Here is a 19,717-nt window from a genome sequence, read left to right on the forward strand (position 1 = left end):
ATCTCTCTCTGCAAAAAATGTGGTAAGATGGACACAGTATGCATGGTAAGGAGGAAGCGGCCTTGATTCGCACCCAAGCAGGCACGTATGAGGTTATGGAAGACAATCGCGACGGCTGGAATTCGGAAGCGTTCAAAGAACGCTACAGCGACATTCTTGACAAGTACGATTATATTGTGGGCGATTGGGGTTACGGTCAGCTGCGCTTGCGTGGATTTTACGAAAGCACCAACCGGAAAGTGCCGTTTGAGCAGCGAATTTCCGCTTTGGATGAGTATTTACACGAGTTTTGTAACTTTGGCTGTCCCTATTTTGTCCTGCGAAAAGTAAAATCTACCCCATATAATCCCGACCAGCCTGCAGATGATGGCGACGATCTTCTGGTGGGTGGGGAAAAGGAAATGCAACCCGATGAGGAGATCTTTGTGGAACGCAAGGATCGCCGGCGGGTCCATCCCAGGCAAAATCGCCATGAGCGAAACGACCGCAATCAGGGAGCGGGAGAGCGCAAGGAACGGGGAGACAAGCCCAAAATCAAATCGGACAGGAACGGCCGGGAAGGCGGAAAAGATCGCCAAAAGCAAAATCAGATGCGGCCAAATCGCGAGCGGGACAAAGTCCCAACCGGTCAAAGCCAGCCTAAAAAGGAATAGGGTCCGAATAGAAAAAGGCACTGTCACAAACTGGGACAGATGCCTTTTTTGCTTGGTGATAAGGTTCTGTTGGACAGTTTACTTAGTTAAGCAACAACGAGGAGGAAAGTTTTTTACAAGGACTCTTCCGTTCGGGAAACCGGCCAGTAGCCGTACGGATAAGAGTACGGATACGGAGAATAGGGGTAGGGGTACGGAGGGTAGTATGGATAGTAGGGCTGCTGGTACCCGAAAGTAAACGGAAAGATAAATGGAAAGATGAAGTCAAATCGGCGTCTCCTACGTCTTCTCCATTGAACGGGATATGCTTGATCCTCCAGATATGCTTGATAATCCTGGGATGGATAACCGGTCGAAGGATCAACGGGATGCTGATAGTAAGGTTGCATCGTGCGAAAGACACTCCTCTCAAGGTTTTCTATCTGTTTTTCAGTAGCAGTATACGGGGTATTCGCCCTGTCGGAGCATTGTCCGACATTAAATGGGCGGAAAAAAGCCCAGTCCATAAAAGGACTGGGAGATCAGGCCGGTATAAGTACGTTATAAGAATCGGTCGTGAATTTCATTGCGCTGTTCGTCCAAAAACCGTTCCTTGTAAACGATATTGGAAGGTCTTTCGAGTTTTACGCTCTCTGACAGACAATCTGCTGTTCGCTTCCTTTTTGTTCTTGCTTCATAAACAATCCCAAAGACCATGAATCCAGCGATGACAAGCAGGAGAAAAGCCCACAGCGGCAAGATCAATTCCTCCCCAAGACTTTTGTATAGAAGACGGATAAAAATGGAGAATCGTTTCGGAAAAACCAAAAAAGAAATTACACGAGGCTGCTATACTTTTATATAAAAAGTATATATACTTACTTTTAGTAATGTAAATTTATAAAAATCCGAGCGACATGTCAGAGCGGGTTTCATTTTCATACATAAATCGTCTTCGGAAACACAGAGGAGAGGGAACGATGAAGGATTTGGCTTCGATTATCAAGGAGAGACGTTCTGCCAGCAAATTCGTGAGTGGGGTAGAAATTTCCAAAGAAGATCTGGATGACATTTTTGCGCTAGTAAAGTTTGCTCCATCCGCATTTAATCTGCAGCATACACATTACATCGTAGTGAAAGATCCCCTTTTGAAGGAAAAGGTTTATGAGGCCGCTTATCGCCAGTACAAGGTGCAGGCGGCTTCGGCGGCGATTGTCGTTCTGGGAGATATGCTGGCCTACGAGCAGGCAGGGCGGATTTATGAAGGGCTTCTCCATCTGGGGGTGTATGATCAGCAGGAGTATGATCGAATGGTCACGGAGACCGTCCAGTTTTATAAGGGGCGCGGAGAGGGGTTCGCGAAGGAAGAAGCGATCCGAAATGCCAGCTTGTCCGCCATGCAGTTGATGCTGATTGCCAAGGAAAAAGGCTGGGATACATGTCCGATGATCGGGTTTTACCCGGAGGCCCTTCAGGCAGTCCTTGAGATTCCCGAGCGGTATGTGCCGGTGATGCTGGTCACCCTGGGAAAAGAAGATACCGCCAGTCAAAGGCCGAGGGGATACCGCAAGCCGGTAGGAGAGTTTGTCACCTACGACGCAAGTCCGAAATAAGCAGTGGAGCCAGGTTTTAAAAAGAGGGGCGGGATGGCGCCTGAAATACGAAAGTCCCGGGAGTGCGGATCATGGCAGCTTTGCCGTCCTCTTTGCAAGCACGCTAAACGACAGAAAAAACGCGGGAGCTGTTGTGAACAGCACCGCGTTTTTTGCCTCTACCGTTTTGTAAAATCGCCCCCCAGGCCGTGTTCAGGCTGCTGCTTCAGACTTGCTCAATCTGTCCGTAATGACCGCGATCGCGCCATCTCCCGTCACATTGCAGGCAGTCCCGAAGCTGTCCTGCGCGATGTACAGGGCAATCATCAGGGAAGTAAGCGTGGTGCTAAAGCCAAGCATCGACTCCAGCAGACCGAGCGCAGCCATGACCGCGCCGCCGGGAACGCCCGGAGCTGCTACCATCGTAACCCCTAGCATGAGAATGAACGGAAGCATGACCGAGAAGGACGTGGACATGCCGTTCAGCATCATGACGGCCATCGAACAGGAGACCAATGTAATGGTGCTGCCTGACAAGTGGATGGTCGCGCACAGCGGAATCACAAAATCGGCAATTTTATCCGTGACCTTGTTTTCCTTCGTTTGCCGCAGGGTTACCGGAATGGTCGCGGCCGAAGACTGCGTTCCGATCGCTGTAAAGTAAGCGGGCAGCATGTTTTTCAACAGAACGATCGGGTTTTTCCGTCCCAGTTGTCCGGCGACGACGTACTGCATCACCAGATAGAGCAGGTGCATCGCGATAATGATCACAAACACCTTGGCAAACACAGACAGGATCATCTTGACCTGCCCGCCGTAAGTGAGGTTGGCGAATACGGACAAGATGTGAAGCGGCAGCAGAGGAATAATCACAGAGGAAATCATTTTCTCCACGATAGCCCGCAGGTCAACCATGACGCGCTGGAGCGAGTCCCCCTTGATCACAGAAACGCCCAATCCCAGGGTGAATGCTAGCAGAAGAGCTGTCATGACGCCCATGATCGGGGGCATATCCACCGAAAAGAAAGGCTGGACGAGCGCTTCTTCCGGATTGGCAAATGTTTTCGTCAAGCCGCCAACCTCCAGAATATGGGGGAACAATCCGGAGCTGACGAAGTAGGCGGCCGTTCCGGCAATAATAGTGGAACCGTATGCGACGGCTGTGGTCAACCCGAGAAGCTTGCCGGCTCCTTTCCCCAGCTCGCCGATACCCGGCGCGATGAAACCGATGATGATCAACGGGATAGCAAAACCGAGAAAATTGCCAAACAAGCCGCTGTAGGTGGCCAAAACCTTAATGGTTCCCTCCCGACAAACGGAACCGATGAGAATCCCCAATATGATAGCGATTATGACCTTGGGCAACAGGCCCAGCCTTTTCATGACGCAACCCCCTTGGTTCAATGATGTTTGTTTAAGGTGAACACATATCCACGTGGAATGGAATAAAGAAAAAGTAACATAATCGGTGGCTAATGTCAGCATAACTGTTAAAAATAACAATTTTAAGAATATTTAGTATAAATAAAAAGAACATGCCAGCCGCATGCTCTTTTCCGCCGTTCCTGTATTCTTTTCTCTTGAAAACGATTAATCTCCGCCGTTTGCTCCCGCTGTATAAATGATCTGTTCCAAAAACGTCCGCAATTCTTCCGCTTCTACTTCATTCAGGTTGAAAGCGAACTCCAGATAGCCCTCTTCTTCCAGGTCGTCGCTGCCGATAATGGCGGAACGGCCGTTTTGAATGTTTACCACCAGCTTTTTTCCGTAAAAGCGATTGGTTGTCATAATCGCCAGATCAAAGCGTGTGGATTCTGCCATAAAGCTGACAAACCGGGTCTTCGTCTCCTCGGTCTCGTCGTATAGATAAAACAATTCGTTGGACATGTTCTTCCCTTTACCTCCCGATGAGATACTGTTTTTGGGTGAGATTGTGCAATGCCCGAACAAACCGGATGGTTTTCGTCTTGGCACGCATGACGATCGAATCGGTTTCCACCAGGTCGTCTCCCAGATAGCGGACGCCCTTCAAGAGCTCGCCGTCCGAAACGCCGGTCGCCGCGAAAATCGCGTCGTCTCCCTTGACGAGATCGTCCAGGGCGAGAAGCTGTTCAGGGTCCTTCAGTCCCATCTTGATGCAGCGCTCGCGTTCGGCCTCGTTTTGCGGTCTGAGCTGTGCCTGCATGTCGCCCTCCAGACATTTGATCGCGGCCGCGCTGATGACGCCCTCCGGCGCACCGCCGATTCCGAGGAAGAGATCGATCCCCGTTTGCGGCATGCAGGCTGCGATAGCCGCACCGACATCGCCGTCGCCAAACAGCTTGACACGCGCCCCTTTTTCTCTGACAGCGTCGATGATTTTCTGATGGCGCTCCCGTTCCTGGATGATGACTGTGACATCCTGAATCCGTTTGCCGTTAGCCTGCGCGACGACTTCGATCATCTTCTCCACCGGATCGTGCAGATTGATCTTGCCTGCGGCCCGTTTACCCACAGCCATTTTCATCATGTACATGTCGGGCGCGTGCAACAGCGTTCCCCTGTCTCCGATCGCCACGACAGACATGGCGTTGTTATGGCCTTTGGCAACGATGGTCGTACCCTCCAGCGGGTCGACGGCTACATCTACCTCCGGTCCCGTTGAATCGTCATGGCCCAGCTTTTCGCCGATGTACAGCATCGGCGCCTCGTCCAGCTCGCCTTCGCCGATGACGACCGTTCCGCGCATGTTGATCGTGTCAAACATCGTGCGCATGGCGTTGGTGGCAGCCCCGTCGGCCTCGTTTTTCTTGCCGCGCCCCAACCAATGGGAAGAGGCCAATGCCGCCATTTCCGTTACTCGTACGACTTCCAATGCCAGTTCGCGTTCCACTGTTTCAAGCTCCTCCTTGTGCCGCCAAAAAACTCATCCCCCATTGTAACACAAAAAGCAACAGGTATTCGTGACAGCACGTACAATTTTGGTATACTGATGGATGAAAAGAGGTGAATCGCATGAACAATTCCTATTTGCAGGAAGGGGAATTGGTTCTACTTGTCTTGCTCCTTACTTTTGTCATTACGATATGGTACGCCAAGCGCAAAAAACGAAACAAATAGCGCTCGCTAAAAACGATGCCTCTTCATCGCCGGTTATAACCAGTTTGCCCGGATGGCTTTATGTCCATATCGGGAGAGAGGCAGCATCGCTATGAGGGGGATTGTCATGTACGACGTAAATACAAAGCGGATCGACGAGGTACTGGGACATATGTCGCAAATGCTCGCGCTCCTGGAAACGTTGACATCGCGAAAACAAGACGCTCTGCTTGAGGACAAGGTGGCGCTAGCAGCGATGGAAAGAGCCCTGCATCTGTCCATCGAAGCGGTCATCGATGTCGGCAACGCGCTGATCGACGGATTCATTATGCGCGACCCGGGGAGTTACGCGGATATCGTGGAAATCCTACGGGACGAGCAGGTGATCAGTGACGAGCAAGCGCACGTTTTGACCGAAGTGGTTGAATTCCGCAGATTTTTGGTCAATGAATACGCGAAGATTCCACACGATGCGATGATCCCTTTGACCGCCAAAGCTCTTCCCGTACTGCGCAAGTTTGAGCCGGCAGTCCGGGCATACCTGGAAAAAGAGCTGTTCTAAAGGGCATTTGTGGATTTTATATACAAAACGATTTCGTTTGTTTACTAAAGTGTCCGAGTCCGGTACAATAGGAGGAAAGGCGGTGATAACAATGAGTACCGAAAATATATCTACCCGCGACCAGATTCTAAACATGCTGAAGGTGAAGGGATCACTTTCCGTCAGTGATATGGCTGTCGATCTCGGAATTACAGAGATGGCCGTGCGGCGCCATCTGAATACATTGGAGCGGGATAACCTCATCAAATCGACACTGGTTCGGCAGGCGATGGGCCGACCGACCAATGTGTATTCACTGTCGCTAGAAGCTGACGAGCTGTTTCCGCGCAATTATTCTCATCTAACCTTGGATTTCTTGCGCGATTTACAGGATATAGATGGAAATGCAAAAGTAGAAATGCTGTTCCGCCGTCGTGAAAATCGACTGGAGGAAGCTTACCGCAACCACGTTCAGGGAGACCTGGAGGAGAGGGTCGCCAAGCTGGCTGAGCTCCAAAACGAAAAAGGATACATGGTAGAATGGGAAAAGCTGGATGAGGAAGGGCGTTATCGCATTCGCGAATTCAACTGCCCTATTTCCCAGGTGGCCCGCGAATTCAACCAGGCTTGCAGCTGCGAGCTCTCTTTGTTCCGCCGCGTGTTGAAGGCAGATGTCGAGCAGACTACCTGCATGGCCAAAGGCGGGGAAAAATGCGTGTTTGAGATTCGCGAAACGCGCAAGGCCTAATCCCAGAAACAAAGACGACAATCCACTCGGTTTCGGGTGGATTTTCTTTCATTCTTTCATCGAGGAGGTTTTTTCGTGAAGACGTACCGAGGCTATTTGCTTGATCTGGACGGAACCGTATACAGGGGAAAGGAAGTAATTCCGGGGGCGGCAGAATTTATTCGGCATTTGCGGGAAAATAACGTGCCGTACCTCTTTTTGACCAACAATTCGGCTGCCACGGCAGGGCAGGTGGCTGAGCGTCTGCAGGCGATGGGGATTGCTGCCTCGGCAGACGAGGTGTATACCTCCGCCATGGCTGCGGCTCACTATCTGGCGGAGCATGCCTCCCCCGGCACGCCGGTCTACGCGATCGGCGAGGAGGGACTGCGAGCGGAATTGACGCGCCACGGCTTTGTCTTGACAGAGGAGGCGCCGCGTTACGTCATAGTCGGGATTGATCGGGCCTTTACTTATGAAAAGCTGACTGTCGCCGCCCGGGCTATCCGTGCTGGCGCAACGCTGATCGCGACGAACAGGGATGCGGCCCTGCCTTCGGAAAATGGCCTGTCTCCCGGGAACGGGTCGCTGGTAGCCGCTGTTTCCGTCGCTTCGGGCCAGGAGCCGGTCGTGATCGGGAAGCCTGAGCCGATCATTGTCCGCCTTGCCCTGGAAAAGCTGGGGACAGTGGCGGAAGAAACCTTGCTCGTCGGCGACAACCTCTTTACCGACATCGACGCGGGGGCCAGAAGCGGGATCGATACGCTTCACGTCCTGACCGGTTTTTCCAGTGCGGAGGATGCACTGAACCACCCCAATCGCCCGACGCATACGGCAGCAGATTTGTCGGAATGGCTTCGCCGCATTTCCCCGTAGTTCATCCGATAACGGATTTTTGCTTAGCAGATCTGGACCTTTGCCGTTCTTTTGGCAAACGGCATGCGGTCATAAACAGGAAGAGCTCCCGGGCTTTTGGTCCGTCCAACCTCACGGGCAGGATTCTTCCTCCTGCTTTTGGCGATGGGCGATGCGACTGGATGCCGCCGCGGCGATGGCGCCTACGAGATCGTCCAAAAACGTATGGACGCCGAAGCTTTTGTCGTTCAGCTGCTTCAGCTTGCCGTGCTTCAGCTTGTCTACATATCCGTAGTTGGTAAAGCCGATGCTCCCGTACAGATTTACGATGGCCAGCGCCATTACCTCGTCAATGCCGTAAAGGGATTCATCGGTTTCAATGATTTCCTGGAGCGGGGAAAATAGCTGCTTTTTTTCTGCCAGAATGTCCAGCTGAATCCCGGTCAAGAGCGCATTTTGCACTTCCCGTTTTCTCAAGACAGCCGTTACGCTTTCTTTGCAGGCATCCAAGGTCAGATGAGGGAAGTAGTCCTTTTGCAGGAACAGGACGATCTCTGCGATGTCATCCACCTGTACGCCTCGCTGCTGCAAAAGCTCCAGCGCGATTTCATAGCAGGTCATGCTGTTCAGCGGACTGTATTCTTTCATCACACGGACCTCCTCGCACGCTTATTCATGGCACGAAGGTAGTATTTACAGGGAAGTAGGCACCTATCCCGGGATTCTGACATACCTTGCTTCATGAGAAGGTGTGCAGGGAGGGTTGTTCCGATGGAGTATCAGACGATTTTACAGGAGGCGTACGGATTATCTCTCGCCAGTTACAGCAGAAGAGGGTACGGTGCGCAGCTGAAGACGGATCAGGGATTGTTTTATCTCTATGAAGCTCCGGCTGCCTACAAATACAAGAGCAAGTTCATCGAAAAGGTAAGAAAGCATCTCAGTGCCCAAAATGCGCTGAAACCCCTTGCGCTGGTCAAGACGTTGAAGGGCCAGCAGCACGTCGTCCATGACGACCAGATTTTGTACGTGTATCGCGGACTGAGGGAAGCGGTTCCGGAAAATCACGCCTTCAAGTGCGGGCAGGTGCTTGCCTATTTTCATCAAGGGACGGGTTCATTCAAAGGGGATAAGCTTTTCTTGCCTTACAGCTCTCTGGGAAGCTGGCCCGCCATGTGGCGAAAAAAATTGCGTCAATACGAAGGATATCGCGACGATATGGACGAATGGGATTTGGAGATTACTCCCTTTGACGAGTATCTTTTGACCAGCTACACCTATGTCCATCAGCTAGGCGAGACAGCGGTCCAATATTTGTACCACGCCGAATACGACAAAGTCGTCAAGGAAACGGCTGCCTGCGGGAAAGTGGCGTACCAAAATTTTGAACAGGACTACATTCTTTGGGACGAGGAAAGAGGCGCCCACCTGACCGGAGAATGGAACTGGGTCTTGGACATGCGCTCGCGCGATATCGGACAGTGGATCAAGGCCGAGGTCAAGCGCAACGGATGGGAGGAGGAACAAGTCGCCAGCTTTCTCGACGGGTATAACAGCGTGACACCGCTTTTGGAAAGCGAATACGCCGTCATTTACGGTTTGATGCTGTATCCGGGGAGATTTCTCAAAGTGGTGGAAGCGTATCGGGAGCTGTCCGCCGAGGAGAAGAAGGAAGTCGACGGAAGCGGATGGCAGGAGCAGTTGGAGGGCGAACTGACAAAAATGGAAGAGGCGCTGTTTCGCTACCCGGTGTTCATTCACCAGCGGTATGGCGTTACGGTTCCGCAAATTGATTGGTTGTGGAGGCCAGAAGATGACGAAACCAGTCGTGTTCGTGACGAGGCAAGTAGCGAGTGAAGCAATCGAGTATGTAAAAGAGGCAGCCGAAGTCGAGGTATGGGAGGAAGACCGGCCCTGCCCGCGGGAGATTTTGCTCCAAAAAGCGGAACAGGCTGACGGACTCCTTACCATGCTGACCGAGCGAGTGGATGAAGAGCTGTTGTCCCGCGCCCGGAAATTGAAGGTTGTGGCAAATATGGCGGTGGGATACGACAACATCGATGTCCCGGCAGCCAAAAAGCGAGGCATCCATATAACAAATACGCCCGATGTGCTGACCGAGGCCACCGCCGATTTGGCTTTTGCGCTTTTGATGGCGGCAGGGAGACGGATAACGGAAGCCAACCGGTTTTTGCTGGCAGGCGAGTGGAAGTCGTGGAGCCCAACCTTGCTTGCGGGCCAAAACATTTATCATACGACACTGGGGATAATCGGCATGGGGCGGATCGGGGAGGCTGTGGCCAGGAGAGCCAAGGGCTTTGGAATGCGCATCTTGTACCACAACCGCCGCCGCAGGCCGGAAGCGGAGCTGGAAGTCGGGGCCCAGTATCGCGAGCTTGATGATTTGCTGAGACAGGCGGATTATGTCGTCATGCTGACGCCGCTGACTCCGGATACGGCGAAAATGATCGGAGAGCGGGAGTTTTCGCTGATGAAGCCAACCTCGGTCTTTGTCAACGTGTCCAGAGGCGGAACGGTTGACGAAGAGGCCTTGTACAGGGCGTTGGTGGAGAAAAAAATCTGGGCCGCCGGATTGGACGTATTCCAGAAGGAGCCGGTTCCGCCGGATCATCCCTTTCTCACACTGCCCAATGTGGTCGCCTTGCCCCATATTGGCAGTGCTACATACCAGACTCGCATGGAGATGGCAAAGCTGGCGGCGGCCAATATCCGGGCAGTCCTGGAGGGAAAGGAGCCTGTTACACCAGTATGAAAGTCATTGCTATCGCGGTCTTGATCGCAGTCACTGCAATCGCGGCGGCAGCAGCCGTAGCCCTGCGGGTCACCTGGAAGCTGACTCATCCCCGCCGCAAGCCGGTGGAAAGCAGGCCGGAGGATGTTTCGCTGCAAGCCTACGAGTCTGTCTCCTTTCCGAGCAGAGAGAGCGGGATCACGATTCGCGGCTGGTTTATTCCGGCAGAAGGCAACGGATTCGGAAAAAGCGAAAGGACGCTGATTTTTTCCCACGGTTACGGACAAAACCGCCTGGAGCCGCACCTTCCCGCCCTATCGCTTGCCGCCGACATGGTTTCCAACGGATACAACGTGCTCCTGTTCGACTTTCGCAACAGCGGGGAATCCTCGCCGGCCTTGACGACGATTGGTCTGAGGGAGCAGCAGGATTTGCTCGGGGCGATTGACTATTTGAAAGCGACGCGGCCCGAGCAAAAAATCGGCTTGATCGGCTTTTCCATGGGAGCGGCCACATCCCTGATGGTGGGCGGAATGGACGAGCGGGTAGAGACCATCATTGCCGATTCGCCATTTTACTCCCTGCAAGAGTACCTTGAGGAAAATCTGCCGCAGTGGACAGGCCTGCCACGCTACCCGTTCAACTGGCTGATTCTGACGCTAAGTCCACTGATGCTTCAGGCCAATCCCAGGGACGTTGTGCCGTATGAAGCTGTCAAGCAGGCGGGGAAGCCGATATTGTTCATTCACGGAACGAAGGATACAACTGTGCCCAGCTCCAACAGCGAGCAATTGTATCAGCTTGCCACGCATGAAGCTTCTCGCCTCTGGCTCGTGCCGGGAACGGGCCATGTCCGCAGCTATCCGCATGATCCGGAAACGTATGTGAGCCATGTGATCGACTTTTTGCAGCGCGCATGGATAAGCGGAACAGAGACGAAAAGCTTCATACACGCAAAAAAGCCCTCGCCGATCGACTGACCGGAAAGGGCTTTTTTCAACTTAGAATACTTGTTGTACTTCTTTCACGCCTGGGATTTCTTCGAGCAGCGCCCGCTCAATCCCGGCTTTCAGGGTGATAGTCGAAGAAGGGCAGCTGCCGCAAGCTCCCATCAGACGAAGCTTGACAACGCCATCCTCAACATCGACGAGCTGTACGTCGCCGCCGTCGCGTTGAAGATATGGGCGCAATTTATCGAGTACTTCTTCTACTTGATCGAACATGTTATCCATGGGTACTCACTCCTTTCATTCCTACCTCTATTATAATCCCCGCGCCGAAAGAAATCCATGACCGGTTCCCCGGCCGCTGCACTTTGCATAAATTGGGCCGCTTGCGCTCCGCACGTGGACTTTTTGTTATGGCCTCATGTTATAATAAAAACGAAAACGAACAAACACGATGAGGGGTCTGGTGCCGTGAACGTATATGGAAATGTGAAAGAACTGATCGGAAATACGCCGATTGTCGAGTTGACGAAGTTTTCGCTTCCGGAAGGCGTTCGTTTGTTTGCCAAGCTGGAGTATTTCAACCCTGGCGGAAGCGTCAAGGACAGATTGGGTGTCGAGCTGATCCGGGCTGCCGAAGAGAGCGGCCAGCTTAAGCCGGGCGGCACGATTATCGAACCGACAGCGGGCAATACGGGGATTGGTCTCGCTCTGGCGGCTGTCGGGACTGAATACCGCGTGATTTTTTGCGTGCCTGCCAAATTTTCTGAGGAAAAGCAAGAGCTGATGCGCGCGCTCGGAGCAGAGGTCGTGAATACGCCGACGGAGCAGGGCATCAAGGGAGCGATCGCAAAGGCGCAGGAGCTGGCCGCAAGCATCCCGGGCTCGTTCGTTCCGCAGCAGTTCGCCAATCCGGCCAATCCGGACGCGCACTACAAGACGACAGGTCCAGAAATTTGGGAACAAATGGAAGGGAAAGTGGATGTGTTTGTGGCGGGAGCAGGCTCCGGCGGCACGTTTATGGGCACCGCCCGCTATTTGAAAGAACAGAATCCGCAGGTGAAAACCGTGATTGTGGAGCCGGAGGGGTCCATCCTGAACGGAGGCGAGCCCGGTCCGCACAAAACGGAAGGCATCGGCATGGAGTTTTTGCCTCCGTTTATGGATACCGGGTACTTTGACGCGATTCACACCATTTTGGACGTGGAGGCGTTTGACCTTGTGAAGCAGCTCGCTGCAAAGGAAGGGCTTCTGGTCGGCAGCTCGTCGGGAGCGGCAATGGCGGCGGCGCTGAGGGAAGCGCAAATCGCCAAGCCGGGAACCAACATCGTCACGTTGTTCGCGGATGGAAGCGAGCGCTATTTGAGTAAAAAAATCTACCAAGGGGGCATATAAGATGCGTATCAAAACGCGCCTGATCCACGGAGGAATCGAAGGAGATCCACACACGGGAGCAGTTTCCGTCCCGATTTATCAAGTGAGCACGTACAAACAGGAAGCGATCGGCCAGCACAAAGGCTTTGAATACTCCCGGACGGGGAACCCGACCCGGCATGCGCTGGAAACGTATATCGCCGAGCTGGAGGGCGGTGCCCGCGGTCTGGCGTTTGGCTCCGGCATGGCGGCGCTTTCCACGGTGCTCTCGATGTTCAACAAGGGCGATCACGTGGTGGTCGGAGACGATGTGTACGGAGGAACCTACCGCGTCATTACCCGCGTGTTCTCGCGTTTGGGCCTGGAAGCCACTTATGCGGATACGAGTGACGCCGCAGCAGTAGAAGCGGCCATTCGCCCGGAAACAAAGGCGATCATCATGGAGACGCCGACCAATCCGCTCCTCAAGGTAAGCGACATTGAAGCGCTGTCGAAGATCGCGAAGAAGCACGGCATCCTGCTGATCGTCGACAATACGTTCATGACGCCGTATTGGCAAAATCCGCTCGACCTTGGAGCAGACATCGTGTATCACAGCGCGACCAAGTACTTGGGCGGACACAGTGACGTCGTCGCCGGGCTGGTCGTGACCAAAGACGCGGGACTCGGCGAAGAGCTTCATTTTCTGCAAAATGCGATCGGGGGCATTCTCGGTCCACAGGACTCCTGGCTCCTGCTGCGCGGCATGAAAACGCTCGGCATCCGGATGGAGGAGCACGAGCAAAATGCGCGTGCGCTGGCTGAATGGCTGGAAAAGCGGAGCGATATTTCTCGGGTGATTTACCCTGGATTGGCCAGCCATCCGCAGCATGAGCTGGCGAAACGCCAAGGACGCGGCTTTGGCGGCATGATCTCCTTTGACGTGGGAAGCGCGGCTCGGGCAGATGAAGTGCTGTCCCGCGTGAAATATTTTACGCTCGCCGAGTCTCTGGGTGCAGTCGAAAGCCTGATCAGCGTTCCGGCTCGGATGACGCACGCCTCGATCCCGGCAGAACGGCGCGCCGAGCTGGGAATCACTGACGGCCTGGTCCGCATCTCGGTTGGAATCGAAGATGTGCAGGATTTAATGGAGGATCTGGAACAAGCTCTCTCCTAGTGATAAGGGTGGAGAAAATGTGAGGGGGCGGAAAGCGTGAGTGTGGAGATCAAGGTATACGGTACAGAACAGTTGTGTGCGAGCTGCGTCAATTTGCCGTCGGCCAAGGAAACGGCAGAATGGCTGCAGGCAGCGGTTGGCCGCAAGTTCGGCAACGACAACGTCCGCATCACGTATAGCGACTTTCAACAGCCGGAGACAGAAGAAGACAAAAGCTGGGCGAAGCGCATACTGGAGGAAGATTTGTGGTACCCGCTTGTCGTAATTTCCGGGGAAATTGTCGGCGAGGGAAACCCAAAGCTGAAAAACGTTTATGAAAAGCTGGAGAGCATGGGCTTGCAGCCTTTGGATGCGCCGGTTGACAGCGTTGAATAGATCAATGGAATCAATACGTGAAAGAAGCGGTCAGACGATTTACGGTCTGACCCTTTTTTGTTTCCAGAAGGGATTGCTTATCGTTCCGAAGTTCGACACCCGAAGCAAGCAGTAACAGCAACAAAATAGCAGCAGCGGTGCAGCAAGTCATGGGCAACAGACAATCTTCTCGCTGCCAGGGGTGATTTGTTCAATACGCTCGCGACTTGCAACGTCAATAAGAACCATATCGCTTGCTTTATAAAAAGCTCCAGCCATAAACTCCCCAGTTTGTTGATTTTTTTTACGGAGACTTTGAATGTTTTGATAAGTGAAGAAAGATGCAATCCACCGTGAGCGGTCGGAGAAAGTAACAATTACATCGAGATTGTCATCGTAGATATCCCATTCACCTTCTGTCCAATTCTCAGCTTCAATCCATATGTGTTTTTTCATAATTTTGATCCGCCTTTAAATGGTTTGATTGGTGAAATGGTATCACAAATATCGAGTTTATTTCCATGTTTAACAAACCACACGATACCATTACTTGGGGCAACTGAAATCCAATTCCTGGTTGCCGAGAATACCCGTGTCGCTCTGGCATGTGCTGATATGAAAAGTTGGTCGAGGCGTTTACGTACTATTGTTGAGGAAAGTGATGAACTGGGTGCAAGGGAGTGCGCGGTAGAGGCACTCAAAGCGATTCGTTCATCTTAACAAAATGAGAAATTGTGATGAGTGGTGGCGTGGGATTGTATAATTGTGGGAAAAGGTTAGGGATGGTGATCATGTGTTAGTAGGGATATTCATTCTCAGTATACTGAGTTTTGCTTGTTTACTATCTATAGCATTTAACTCAAAAGAGCTTGTAAAACAAAACAACCGGATTATTGAATTACTTCAAAATCCAAAGGACAGAAAAGAGACTTAACAAAATATTTGGGAGTAAAAAGAAAAACCTCCTTGCAGGGAGCCGAATATAGGTTCGCTACCGACATTATACCATGGCAATCTGTGAGAGAAAGATGAGCACACAAGAACAATTAAAACGTAAAAAACGAATTTTTACCGCTTTGTTATGGTTTCGTTATGCCTTTGTAACGACAGTCCGCAGGGTTCGTCCTATAATTATGAATGTAGCCAACACCAAGGAGGAAACCGCAATGAACAACAAATGGATGAAGCCCGTTACATTCCTGCTGCTTGCCGGCGTGATCGGAGGTACCGGACTGACGGTCGCCTATACAAAAACAGCGCATGCGGACACGGAAAAAGGCAAGCTGTTCGCTGGGGCAGCAGAGCTGAAGCTGGACAAGAACACCTATGTGATCGACCAAAAATCCGCCGATGTCAACGGTGATCAAGTGCCAGACACTGTCTATCTGGTAGGGGTAAAGGAAAAAGCGGACGATATTTACGCGGCCGATATGAACATCGTGGTTCAGGACGGAAAGACAAAAGCCTACACCAAAACCGAGATGAAGGATCTCGGCGGTTATGAAGGCGAGCTGACTCTCCTGGACTTCACAGGAGACCGCGTGGCCGACGCCTTTGTAAAAACGGCGACAGGGGGCAGCGGAGGCATTTACAATCACGTCATCGCTACATTCGCAGATCAAAAGCCAAAAGTGATATTTGGCGAAGCGGAGAATGAAGGAGTTCGTTACGAGGGCAAGTTTTTGGACGGATTTAAAGCAGAGGGTAAGGGAGTGCATCTGCAGCAGCCGTTGACTCTTGATGTACAGGCAAACAAGGAGCTGTACCTGTCGGCCAAGCTGTATGACAAGAACGGCAAGCTGCTGAAAAAGGATGAAGACGTGTCCGTCTATTCCTATCCTTTCGGCTCGCTGCAACCGATTGACATCGACAACAACGGAACGTTCGAACTGATGGGCGAGCAGCGCATCGTCGGGTTGAACAATGCGGATACCGTTTCCACGCTCAAGTCGATCTGGGGCTTTGGCAGCGAAGGCAAATGGGCGCCGTGGGAAGTGGAATACTCCACCTACCTCTTGAAGCATCCAAATGAAGCGATCGATGCCACGCCCGGCACAAAAGAATAAGCGGGACAACTGCTGCCTGAAAACTGCAGTCTGTCCGCAGGCAGCAAAAAGACGCGGTACCATTACCATTGCCGCGTCTTTTTCAATATTCCCAGGGCTTATCAAAAATCTGCCGCTTTGCTCCCTGCTGTCTGCTGTTCGTAACCTGAAAAAGCTGCAAGTGGGACCGTTCTACCTTCCCTGTTTTGCTCATATACATCGACCGACATGGACAAAAGAGGGAGACGATGCAAAATGGAAGAGCGGTTGGCACGCTATTATCAGCTAAAAGAGGAGCAGAAAAAAATCGAGGAAGAACTGCAGGCACTCAGGCAGGAAATCCTCGGAGAATTTCCCGACGCCGGATCGGTGAGCCTCGGCGATTACCGGCTTGCCATCAGCTTTCAGGAAAGGCGGGAATATGACGACGACAGGCTGTACAACGCGCTGCCCGAAGCTTCCTTGTGGAGACTGGTATCGAGAGCGGATGGCGGGAAAATATCCAGTTTATTGAAATTGAACGTCATTCATGAAGGCATACTGGAAGGGACCTATGAACTGAAACGAGTGCCAGTCGTGAAGGTACAAAAATGCTGAATAAAAGGTCTGACACCCTGCAAAGCCGGAGCATACTCCGGCTTTTTGCTTTATCTTCTACAGCCTGACGCCATTGCTGGAGAACGATGCTCGAAGGCCCGTTTCGAGCGGTTATTTTGCCATGTACTTGTTCTGGTAGTCCTTCCGTTTACGGAAGAACAAAAACCACCAAACCAGCAAGTAAAGGTAACCTGCGGTGGCAAAAACAGACCAGATTGCGCCTGCTTGCAACTGACTGACCAAATGCTCGAATTCATGCGTGCCCTCAGCCCGTCCGATGCTGTTTACCAAACTAACCAGAGGGACGACAATTGCGAAGACGACAGCGGCAATCGACGAGCGTTTCATTTTCTTTTGCGCAAGACTCCACAGGGCGAAGACGAGAGTGGCAAACAGGAAAACGTAATAAATCGCCCAAAACCATGCAGGAAGGGTTACTGTGCTCATGTTGCACCTCTTTCTATTCGAAGCTCTTTGCTTTCACGCCCATGTCCGGTACGACAAGGATTTGCTTTACACCGCCATTCCTTTCAAGAAAGGGGACTTAAGGCCTGGTTCGTTTCGCGTAGCTGCGATAAGCGACAAAAACGGCCGCAATGGCAACAAACAGTCCGATCATCCACACGTTTTCTTGCTTTTCCAAAAAGCCGGCCGCTTGGTTCTCTTCTGGCTTTAGCGGGAAAGCGGTTATAGGCGTTCCCGGTCCGATGGCATGCAAATCATCTGTCGCATCGGAGAGCAGCGCTGTTCTTGTGCAAATATTGGTCGCCAGTCCGCCCGACTCGCTGTAATACGTATCCGGATGCGCATACACGAGATATTCGCTGCCCGTTTGGAAGACGAAGCCGCAGTCGGCATCACCTCTGCCTGTCACGACCAGAACCTCGGATTTGTTCACTCCTTTCCACGTATTGCCGACCTGAAATTGCACATCGGTTCCATACTTTGTCGGAGTGACGGCGGAGACCGTACCCGCAAAGACGGCTTCGGCCTGTTCAAGAGCTTCCTCCGGAGCCGGAGGGGGAGCGCAGGAACAGGCATAGGCAATCGACGGAGTGAAGACAAACGAAAGGAGAAACAAAAGGGGCACCAACCCTGACGCTAACCACCTTGCCATACAATCACCTCATCGTAAAGACGCAGCAGGATCGGCGCTCGTTTCGCAAGGGAGGAAAAAAATGTAACGAAACAAGCGGTTTGCCGGAGGGCGCCGCAACGTGTCCAGGGAGATGCGCCGTTCGGAAATGGCCGTGCAGGATGGATCGACTCGGCTTCTTGGAGGCGAGGGGGATGATGCCAAATAAACCGGAAGGAGCTTACCGAACGAGCCAACCGCACCGCTCTTTATACTCCTCGCCGGAAATATTTTGCCTTTTGTCAATCCCGATCAGAGTAACCAGGTCGGGGCGATCCCGCACGGTGAGCGTGACGAGATCGTAGGGGGGCTGTCCATATGCTGCACCGAATGAAACGACTTCGATGGCAACCTCAAAGGCTGGGAGTCTGGGGTCGCCCAGCCGCTTGATGCTGGCGATTTTTCCGCAGCCGAAAGGTTTTTGAAGGGTGCTGCCGATCAGCTCCAGATAGCGGTTCAGCAAAGCGCCCTCGAGAAGCTGCTCGCGGCCCTGTACGGGGGATGGAGCGGGAAATTCCTCGGGTGCAGCGCCGGAAGTGTGCAGCTCTGGCTCAGACACAGCTGCATGAGGGGAAAATGAATCTCGCGAAATTCCCGAGGCGGTCGGGCAGCTCGATGCGAAGGCCGCTGCGACAAAGAAAAGGGAAAGAAGTACATGTTTCATCGTTTCACCTGTCAGGGAAAGACTTTGCTTGTGCTTTCGCAAATCAATTCGCCAGCGTCGCGGTTATGCCGTTAGTATGAGGAAGCTGTGGACAAACCATGCGGCAGACAAGCAAAAAAGCCCTCGGCTGCGAGAACCGAAAGGCTTTCCATTGCCAGGCTAGCCCAGATGTTTTTTGTACATCCAGAGAATGCCGCTTTTCATCACGCGAGGCATTTGGCCGACCAGAGACACTTTCCCCAGCACGCCGAAGCCTTCTTTTTTACCGAGAGAGCCGAGCAAGCCCTTGTGCTTGATCACAGGCAGCGAGGCAGGGTACTCTTCCCCTTTGATATCCTTTTTCAGCATGAGTGCAATTTGCTCTCCCTGCAGTTCCGCTGTTTGCGCGCTCGGCGCGTAAGGAAGGCTCGCACAGTCGCCTACCACGTATACATTGGGGTAGTTCGGAACCTGGTGATAGGCATTCAGCTTGGCTCGTCCAATATTATCCGTATCGATCGGCAGGGCGCGGACGATGCGGTTCGCTTGAATACCGGCCGTCCAGACGATGACGTCGCTCTCTACCGGCTCGTTATGGTTATACACCACGCTCGGCTCGACGCGGTTGACGTTGGCCATCGAGACGAGTTGAACATCGTGCTCAATAAACCATTGCGAAGCGTATTCCTGCAGTTTCTTGGGGAACGGGCTGAGAATGCTCTCGCCGCGGTCCACGATGCGAATGTTCAGATCGGCACGGCTTTCCCGCAGCTCGGAGGCAAGCTCCACGCCGCTAAGTCCTCCGCCGACGATCGTAACCGTACTATATGGATTGAGGTTATTGATGGCCGCATACGTATTTCGCGTTGCGGTCATGGACTGGATCGAATTGGTGAACTCTTCGGCACCGGGAATATCGTGATAACGGTCTTCGCAGCCCAGCGCCAACACCAGCCAGTCGTAGGAAAGAGTATCGCCGTTGGCAAAGTTGACGATTTGCTCGTCCAGATTTACTCCTGCTACTTCTCCGTACTTGATTGTCAAACGAGGATCGCTGGGAAAAGCGACGCGTACGGCCATTTCCGGTTCCGTACCTGCAGCCAGAGCGTAATACTCTGTCTTCAATCCGTGAAACGGCATCCGGTCCACTAGTGTGACAAAGACGTCATCTGGTAAATCAGGGGACAGGATGCGCTCGATAATCCGCAGACCCCCGTATCCTCCGCCAAGGATAACAAGTCGTTTCATAGAAGGTCTATCCTTTCTTCTGTCCGTTATTTTACAGCACC

At 52.6% G+C, this 19,717-nt stretch carries 25 protein-coding genes; 14 read left to right on the forward strand and 11 right to left on the reverse strand.

The window, feature by feature from the left end; translation table 11 throughout:
* The first annotated feature begins 62 nt into the window (after positions 1-62).
* Complete coding sequence (locus Q3F21_RS11440; protein WP_340252572.1) at positions 63-653, forward strand: YutD family protein; 591 nt, start codon at positions 63-65, stop codon at positions 651-653.
* Between the two features lie 113 nt (positions 654-766).
* Here Q3F21_RS11440 and Q3F21_RS11445 read toward each other — a convergent pair whose 3' ends face one another.
* On the reverse strand, positions 767-1,042 hold the full coding sequence (locus tag Q3F21_RS11445) for a hypothetical protein (RefSeq protein WP_340252574.1): 276 nt from the start codon (positions 1,040-1,042) through the stop codon (positions 767-769).
* Between the two features lie 570 nt (positions 1,043-1,612).
* Between Q3F21_RS11445 and Q3F21_RS11450 the strand changes: the two genes are divergently transcribed.
* Positions 1,613-2,245 (forward strand): nitroreductase family protein, encoded by a 633-nt coding sequence (locus Q3F21_RS11450; protein WP_340252576.1) that lies wholly within the window; start codon positions 1,613-1,615, stop codon positions 2,243-2,245.
* A 192-nt stretch (positions 2,246-2,437) separates the two neighbouring features.
* Here Q3F21_RS11450 and Q3F21_RS11455 read toward each other — a convergent pair whose 3' ends face one another.
* From Q3F21_RS11455 to glpX, 3 genes are all read right to left on the reverse strand, one after another.
* Entirely contained in the window at positions 2,438-3,607 is a 1,170-nt protein-coding gene (locus Q3F21_RS11455; protein ID WP_340252578.1) for a dicarboxylate/amino acid:cation symporter, read from the reverse strand.
* Between the two features lie 207 nt (positions 3,608-3,814).
* Complete coding sequence (locus Q3F21_RS11460) at positions 3,815-4,111, reverse strand: DUF3055 domain-containing protein (RefSeq protein WP_340252580.1); 297 nt, start codon at positions 4,109-4,111, stop codon at positions 3,815-3,817.
* 10 nt (positions 4,112-4,121) lie between these two features.
* Positions 4,122-5,096, reverse strand: a complete 975-nt coding sequence (gene glpX / locus Q3F21_RS11465; RefSeq protein ID WP_340252582.1) for a class II fructose-bisphosphatase — start codon at positions 5,094-5,096, stop codon at positions 4,122-4,124.
* A 122-nt stretch (positions 5,097-5,218) separates the two neighbouring features.
* On the opposite strand from glpX, the gene Q3F21_RS11470 reads away from it, so the two are divergent.
* The 4 genes from Q3F21_RS11470 to Q3F21_RS11485 all read left to right on the forward strand — a co-directional run bounded on the left by Q3F21_RS11470 (position 5,219) and on the right by Q3F21_RS11485 (position 7,446).
* On the forward strand, positions 5,219-5,323 hold the full coding sequence (locus Q3F21_RS11470) for an amino acid ABC transporter permease (protein ID WP_340252584.1): 105 nt from the start codon (positions 5,219-5,221) through the stop codon (positions 5,321-5,323).
* A 106-nt stretch (positions 5,324-5,429) separates the two neighbouring features.
* Positions 5,430-5,864, forward strand: coding sequence for a type VII toxin-antitoxin system HepT family RNase toxin (hepT, locus tag Q3F21_RS11475; protein ID WP_340252586.1), 435 nt, complete (start codon positions 5,430-5,432; stop codon positions 5,862-5,864).
* Positions 5,865-5,955: 91 nt separating this feature from the next.
* Positions 5,956-6,591: a helix-turn-helix transcriptional regulator gene (locus tag Q3F21_RS11480; RefSeq protein WP_340252790.1), complete on the forward strand. Its 636-nt coding sequence runs from the start codon at positions 5,956-5,958 to the stop codon at positions 6,589-6,591.
* A 75-nt stretch (positions 6,592-6,666) separates the two neighbouring features.
* On the forward strand, positions 6,667-7,446 hold the full coding sequence (locus Q3F21_RS11485) for a TIGR01457 family HAD-type hydrolase (protein WP_340252588.1): 780 nt from the start codon (positions 6,667-6,669) through the stop codon (positions 7,444-7,446).
* A 111-nt stretch (positions 7,447-7,557) separates the two neighbouring features.
* Here Q3F21_RS11485 and Q3F21_RS11490 read toward each other — a convergent pair whose 3' ends face one another.
* Complete coding sequence (locus Q3F21_RS11490; RefSeq protein ID WP_340252590.1) at positions 7,558-8,073, reverse strand: phosphatidylglycerophosphatase A family protein; 516 nt, start codon at positions 8,071-8,073, stop codon at positions 7,558-7,560.
* A 123-nt stretch (positions 8,074-8,196) separates the two neighbouring features.
* On the opposite strand from Q3F21_RS11490, the gene Q3F21_RS11495 reads away from it, so the two are divergent.
* From Q3F21_RS11495 to Q3F21_RS11505, 3 genes are read left to right on the forward strand one after another with little or no spacing between them, the layout of a single operon-like run.
* Positions 8,197-9,282, forward strand: a complete 1,086-nt coding sequence (locus Q3F21_RS11495; protein WP_340252592.1) for a hypothetical protein — start codon at positions 8,197-8,199, stop codon at positions 9,280-9,282.
* The gene (locus Q3F21_RS11500) at positions 9,239-10,198 is read left to right on the forward strand and encodes a 2-hydroxyacid dehydrogenase (protein ID WP_340252594.1); all 960 of its coding nucleotides are present in this window, start codon (positions 9,239-9,241) and stop codon (positions 10,196-10,198) included. Before Q3F21_RS11495 ends, Q3F21_RS11500 begins: the two co-directional genes overlap by 44 nt.
* Entirely contained in the window at positions 10,195-11,157 is a 963-nt protein-coding gene (locus Q3F21_RS11505; protein WP_340252596.1) for an alpha/beta hydrolase, read from the forward strand. Before Q3F21_RS11500 ends, Q3F21_RS11505 begins: the two co-directional genes overlap by 4 nt.
* Before the next feature lie 21 nt (positions 11,158-11,178).
* Here the strand turns inward: Q3F21_RS11505 and Q3F21_RS11510 are convergent, their stop codons facing one another.
* Positions 11,179-11,400 (reverse strand): NifU family protein, encoded by a 222-nt coding sequence (locus Q3F21_RS11510; RefSeq protein ID WP_340252792.1) that lies wholly within the window; start codon positions 11,398-11,400, stop codon positions 11,179-11,181.
* Between the two features lie 195 nt (positions 11,401-11,595).
* On the opposite strand from Q3F21_RS11510, the gene cysK reads away from it, so the two are divergent.
* Genes cysK through Q3F21_RS11525 form a run of 3 tightly spaced genes read left to right on the forward strand, consistent with a single transcriptional unit; the run spans position 11,596 to position 14,029 of the window.
* Positions 11,596-12,519 (forward strand): cysteine synthase A, encoded by a 924-nt coding sequence (gene cysK, locus Q3F21_RS11515; protein WP_340252598.1) that lies wholly within the window; start codon positions 11,596-11,598, stop codon positions 12,517-12,519.
* Between the two features lies 1 nt (position 12,520).
* The gene (locus tag Q3F21_RS11520) at positions 12,521-13,654 is read left to right on the forward strand and encodes a bifunctional cystathionine gamma-lyase/homocysteine desulfhydrase (RefSeq protein WP_340252600.1); all 1,134 of its coding nucleotides are present in this window, start codon (positions 12,521-12,523) and stop codon (positions 13,652-13,654) included.
* A gap of 36 nt (positions 13,655-13,690) precedes the next feature.
* Positions 13,691-14,029: a YuzD family protein gene (locus tag Q3F21_RS11525; protein WP_340252602.1), complete on the forward strand. Its 339-nt coding sequence runs from the start codon at positions 13,691-13,693 to the stop codon at positions 14,027-14,029.
* Between the two features lie 147 nt (positions 14,030-14,176).
* Here Q3F21_RS11525 and Q3F21_RS11530 read toward each other — a convergent pair whose 3' ends face one another.
* Positions 14,177-14,464 (reverse strand): hypothetical protein, encoded by a 288-nt coding sequence (locus Q3F21_RS11530; protein WP_340252604.1) that lies wholly within the window; start codon positions 14,462-14,464, stop codon positions 14,177-14,179.
* 710 nt (positions 14,465-15,174) lie between these two features.
* Here Q3F21_RS11530 and Q3F21_RS11535 point away from each other — a divergent pair.
* Complete coding sequence (locus tag Q3F21_RS11535; RefSeq protein ID WP_340252606.1) at positions 15,175-16,074, forward strand: hypothetical protein; 900 nt, start codon at positions 15,175-15,177, stop codon at positions 16,072-16,074.
* Between the two features lie 234 nt (positions 16,075-16,308).
* Entirely contained in the window at positions 16,309-16,650 is a 342-nt protein-coding gene (locus Q3F21_RS11540) for a hypothetical protein (RefSeq protein WP_340252608.1), read from the forward strand.
* 111 nt (positions 16,651-16,761) lie between these two features.
* On the opposite strand, the gene Q3F21_RS11545 is transcribed toward Q3F21_RS11540, so the two are convergent.
* From Q3F21_RS11545 to Q3F21_RS11560, 4 genes are all read right to left on the reverse strand, one after another.
* Positions 16,762-17,097 (reverse strand): hypothetical protein, encoded by a 336-nt coding sequence (locus Q3F21_RS11545; RefSeq protein ID WP_340252610.1) that lies wholly within the window; start codon positions 17,095-17,097, stop codon positions 16,762-16,764.
* 97 nt (positions 17,098-17,194) lie between these two features.
* Positions 17,195-17,767, reverse strand: a complete 573-nt coding sequence (locus Q3F21_RS11550) for a hypothetical protein (protein WP_340252612.1) — start codon at positions 17,765-17,767, stop codon at positions 17,195-17,197.
* Between the two features lie 199 nt (positions 17,768-17,966).
* Positions 17,967-18,449, reverse strand: a complete 483-nt coding sequence (locus tag Q3F21_RS11555; RefSeq protein ID WP_340252614.1) for a hypothetical protein — start codon at positions 18,447-18,449, stop codon at positions 17,967-17,969.
* 159 nt (positions 18,450-18,608) lie between these two features.
* Positions 18,609-19,676 carry an NAD(P)/FAD-dependent oxidoreductase gene (locus Q3F21_RS11560; protein WP_340252616.1) on the reverse strand — a complete coding sequence of 356 codons (1,068 nt, stop codon included), beginning with the start codon at positions 19,674-19,676 and terminating at the stop codon, positions 18,609-18,611.
* Positions 19,677-19,717 lie beyond the last annotated feature (41 nt).

This window comes from Brevibacillus borstelensis, from assembly GCF_037834415.1.
GTDB classification, from domain to species: domain Bacteria; phylum Bacillota; class Bacilli; order Brevibacillales; family Brevibacillaceae; genus Brevibacillus; species Brevibacillus borstelensis_A.

Excerpts from the sequence above, each read along its gene's own strand:
- Q3F21_RS11445 (WP_340252574.1), bottom strand. The coding sequence starts at position 1,042 with ATGCAACCTTACTATCAGCATCCCGTTGATCCTTCGACCGGTTATCCA.
- Q3F21_RS11450 (WP_340252576.1), top strand. The coding sequence starts at position 1,613 with ATGAAGGATTTGGCTTCGATTATCAAGGAGAGACGTTCTGCCAGCAAA.
- Q3F21_RS11455 (WP_340252578.1), bottom strand. The coding sequence starts at position 3,607 with ATGAAAAGGCTGGGCCTGTTGCCCAAGGTCATAATCGCTATCATATTG.
- Q3F21_RS11460 (WP_340252580.1), bottom strand. The coding sequence starts at position 4,111 with ATGTCCAACGAATTGTTTTATCTATACGACGAGACCGAGGAGACGAAG.
- Q3F21_RS11470 (WP_340252584.1), top strand. The coding sequence starts at position 5,219 with ATGAACAATTCCTATTTGCAGGAAGGGGAATTGGTTCTACTTGTCTTG.
- hepT (WP_340252586.1), top strand. The coding sequence starts at position 5,430 with ATGTACGACGTAAATACAAAGCGGATCGACGAGGTACTGGGACATATG.
- Q3F21_RS11480 (WP_340252790.1), top strand. The coding sequence starts at position 5,956 with ATGAGTACCGAAAATATATCTACCCGCGACCAGATTCTAAACATGCTG.
- Q3F21_RS11490 (WP_340252590.1), bottom strand. The coding sequence starts at position 8,073 with ATGAAAGAATACAGTCCGCTGAACAGCATGACCTGCTATGAAATCGCG.
- Q3F21_RS11495 (WP_340252592.1), top strand. The coding sequence starts at position 8,197 with ATGGAGTATCAGACGATTTTACAGGAGGCGTACGGATTATCTCTCGCC.
- Q3F21_RS11500 (WP_340252594.1), top strand. The coding sequence starts at position 9,239 with ATGACGAAACCAGTCGTGTTCGTGACGAGGCAAGTAGCGAGTGAAGCA.
- Q3F21_RS11505 (WP_340252596.1), top strand. The coding sequence starts at position 10,195 with ATGAAAGTCATTGCTATCGCGGTCTTGATCGCAGTCACTGCAATCGCG.
- Q3F21_RS11510 (WP_340252792.1), bottom strand. The coding sequence starts at position 11,400 with ATGTTCGATCAAGTAGAAGAAGTACTCGATAAATTGCGCCCATATCTT.
- Q3F21_RS11520 (WP_340252600.1), top strand. The coding sequence starts at position 12,521 with ATGCGTATCAAAACGCGCCTGATCCACGGAGGAATCGAAGGAGATCCA.
- Q3F21_RS11530 (WP_340252604.1), bottom strand. The coding sequence starts at position 14,464 with ATGAAAAAACACATATGGATTGAAGCTGAGAATTGGACAGAAGGTGAA.
- Q3F21_RS11535 (WP_340252606.1), top strand. The coding sequence starts at position 15,175 with ATGAACAACAAATGGATGAAGCCCGTTACATTCCTGCTGCTTGCCGGC.
- Q3F21_RS11540 (WP_340252608.1), top strand. The coding sequence starts at position 16,309 with ATGGAAGAGCGGTTGGCACGCTATTATCAGCTAAAAGAGGAGCAGAAA.
- Q3F21_RS11545 (WP_340252610.1), bottom strand. The coding sequence starts at position 17,097 with ATGAGCACAGTAACCCTTCCTGCATGGTTTTGGGCGATTTATTACGTT.
- Q3F21_RS11550 (WP_340252612.1), bottom strand. The coding sequence starts at position 17,767 with ATGGCAAGGTGGTTAGCGTCAGGGTTGGTGCCCCTTTTGTTTCTCCTT.
- Q3F21_RS11555 (WP_340252614.1), bottom strand. The coding sequence starts at position 18,449 with ATGAAACATGTACTTCTTTCCCTTTTCTTTGTCGCAGCGGCCTTCGCA.
- Q3F21_RS11560 (WP_340252616.1), bottom strand. The coding sequence starts at position 19,676 with ATGAAACGACTTGTTATCCTTGGCGGAGGATACGGGGGTCTGCGGATT.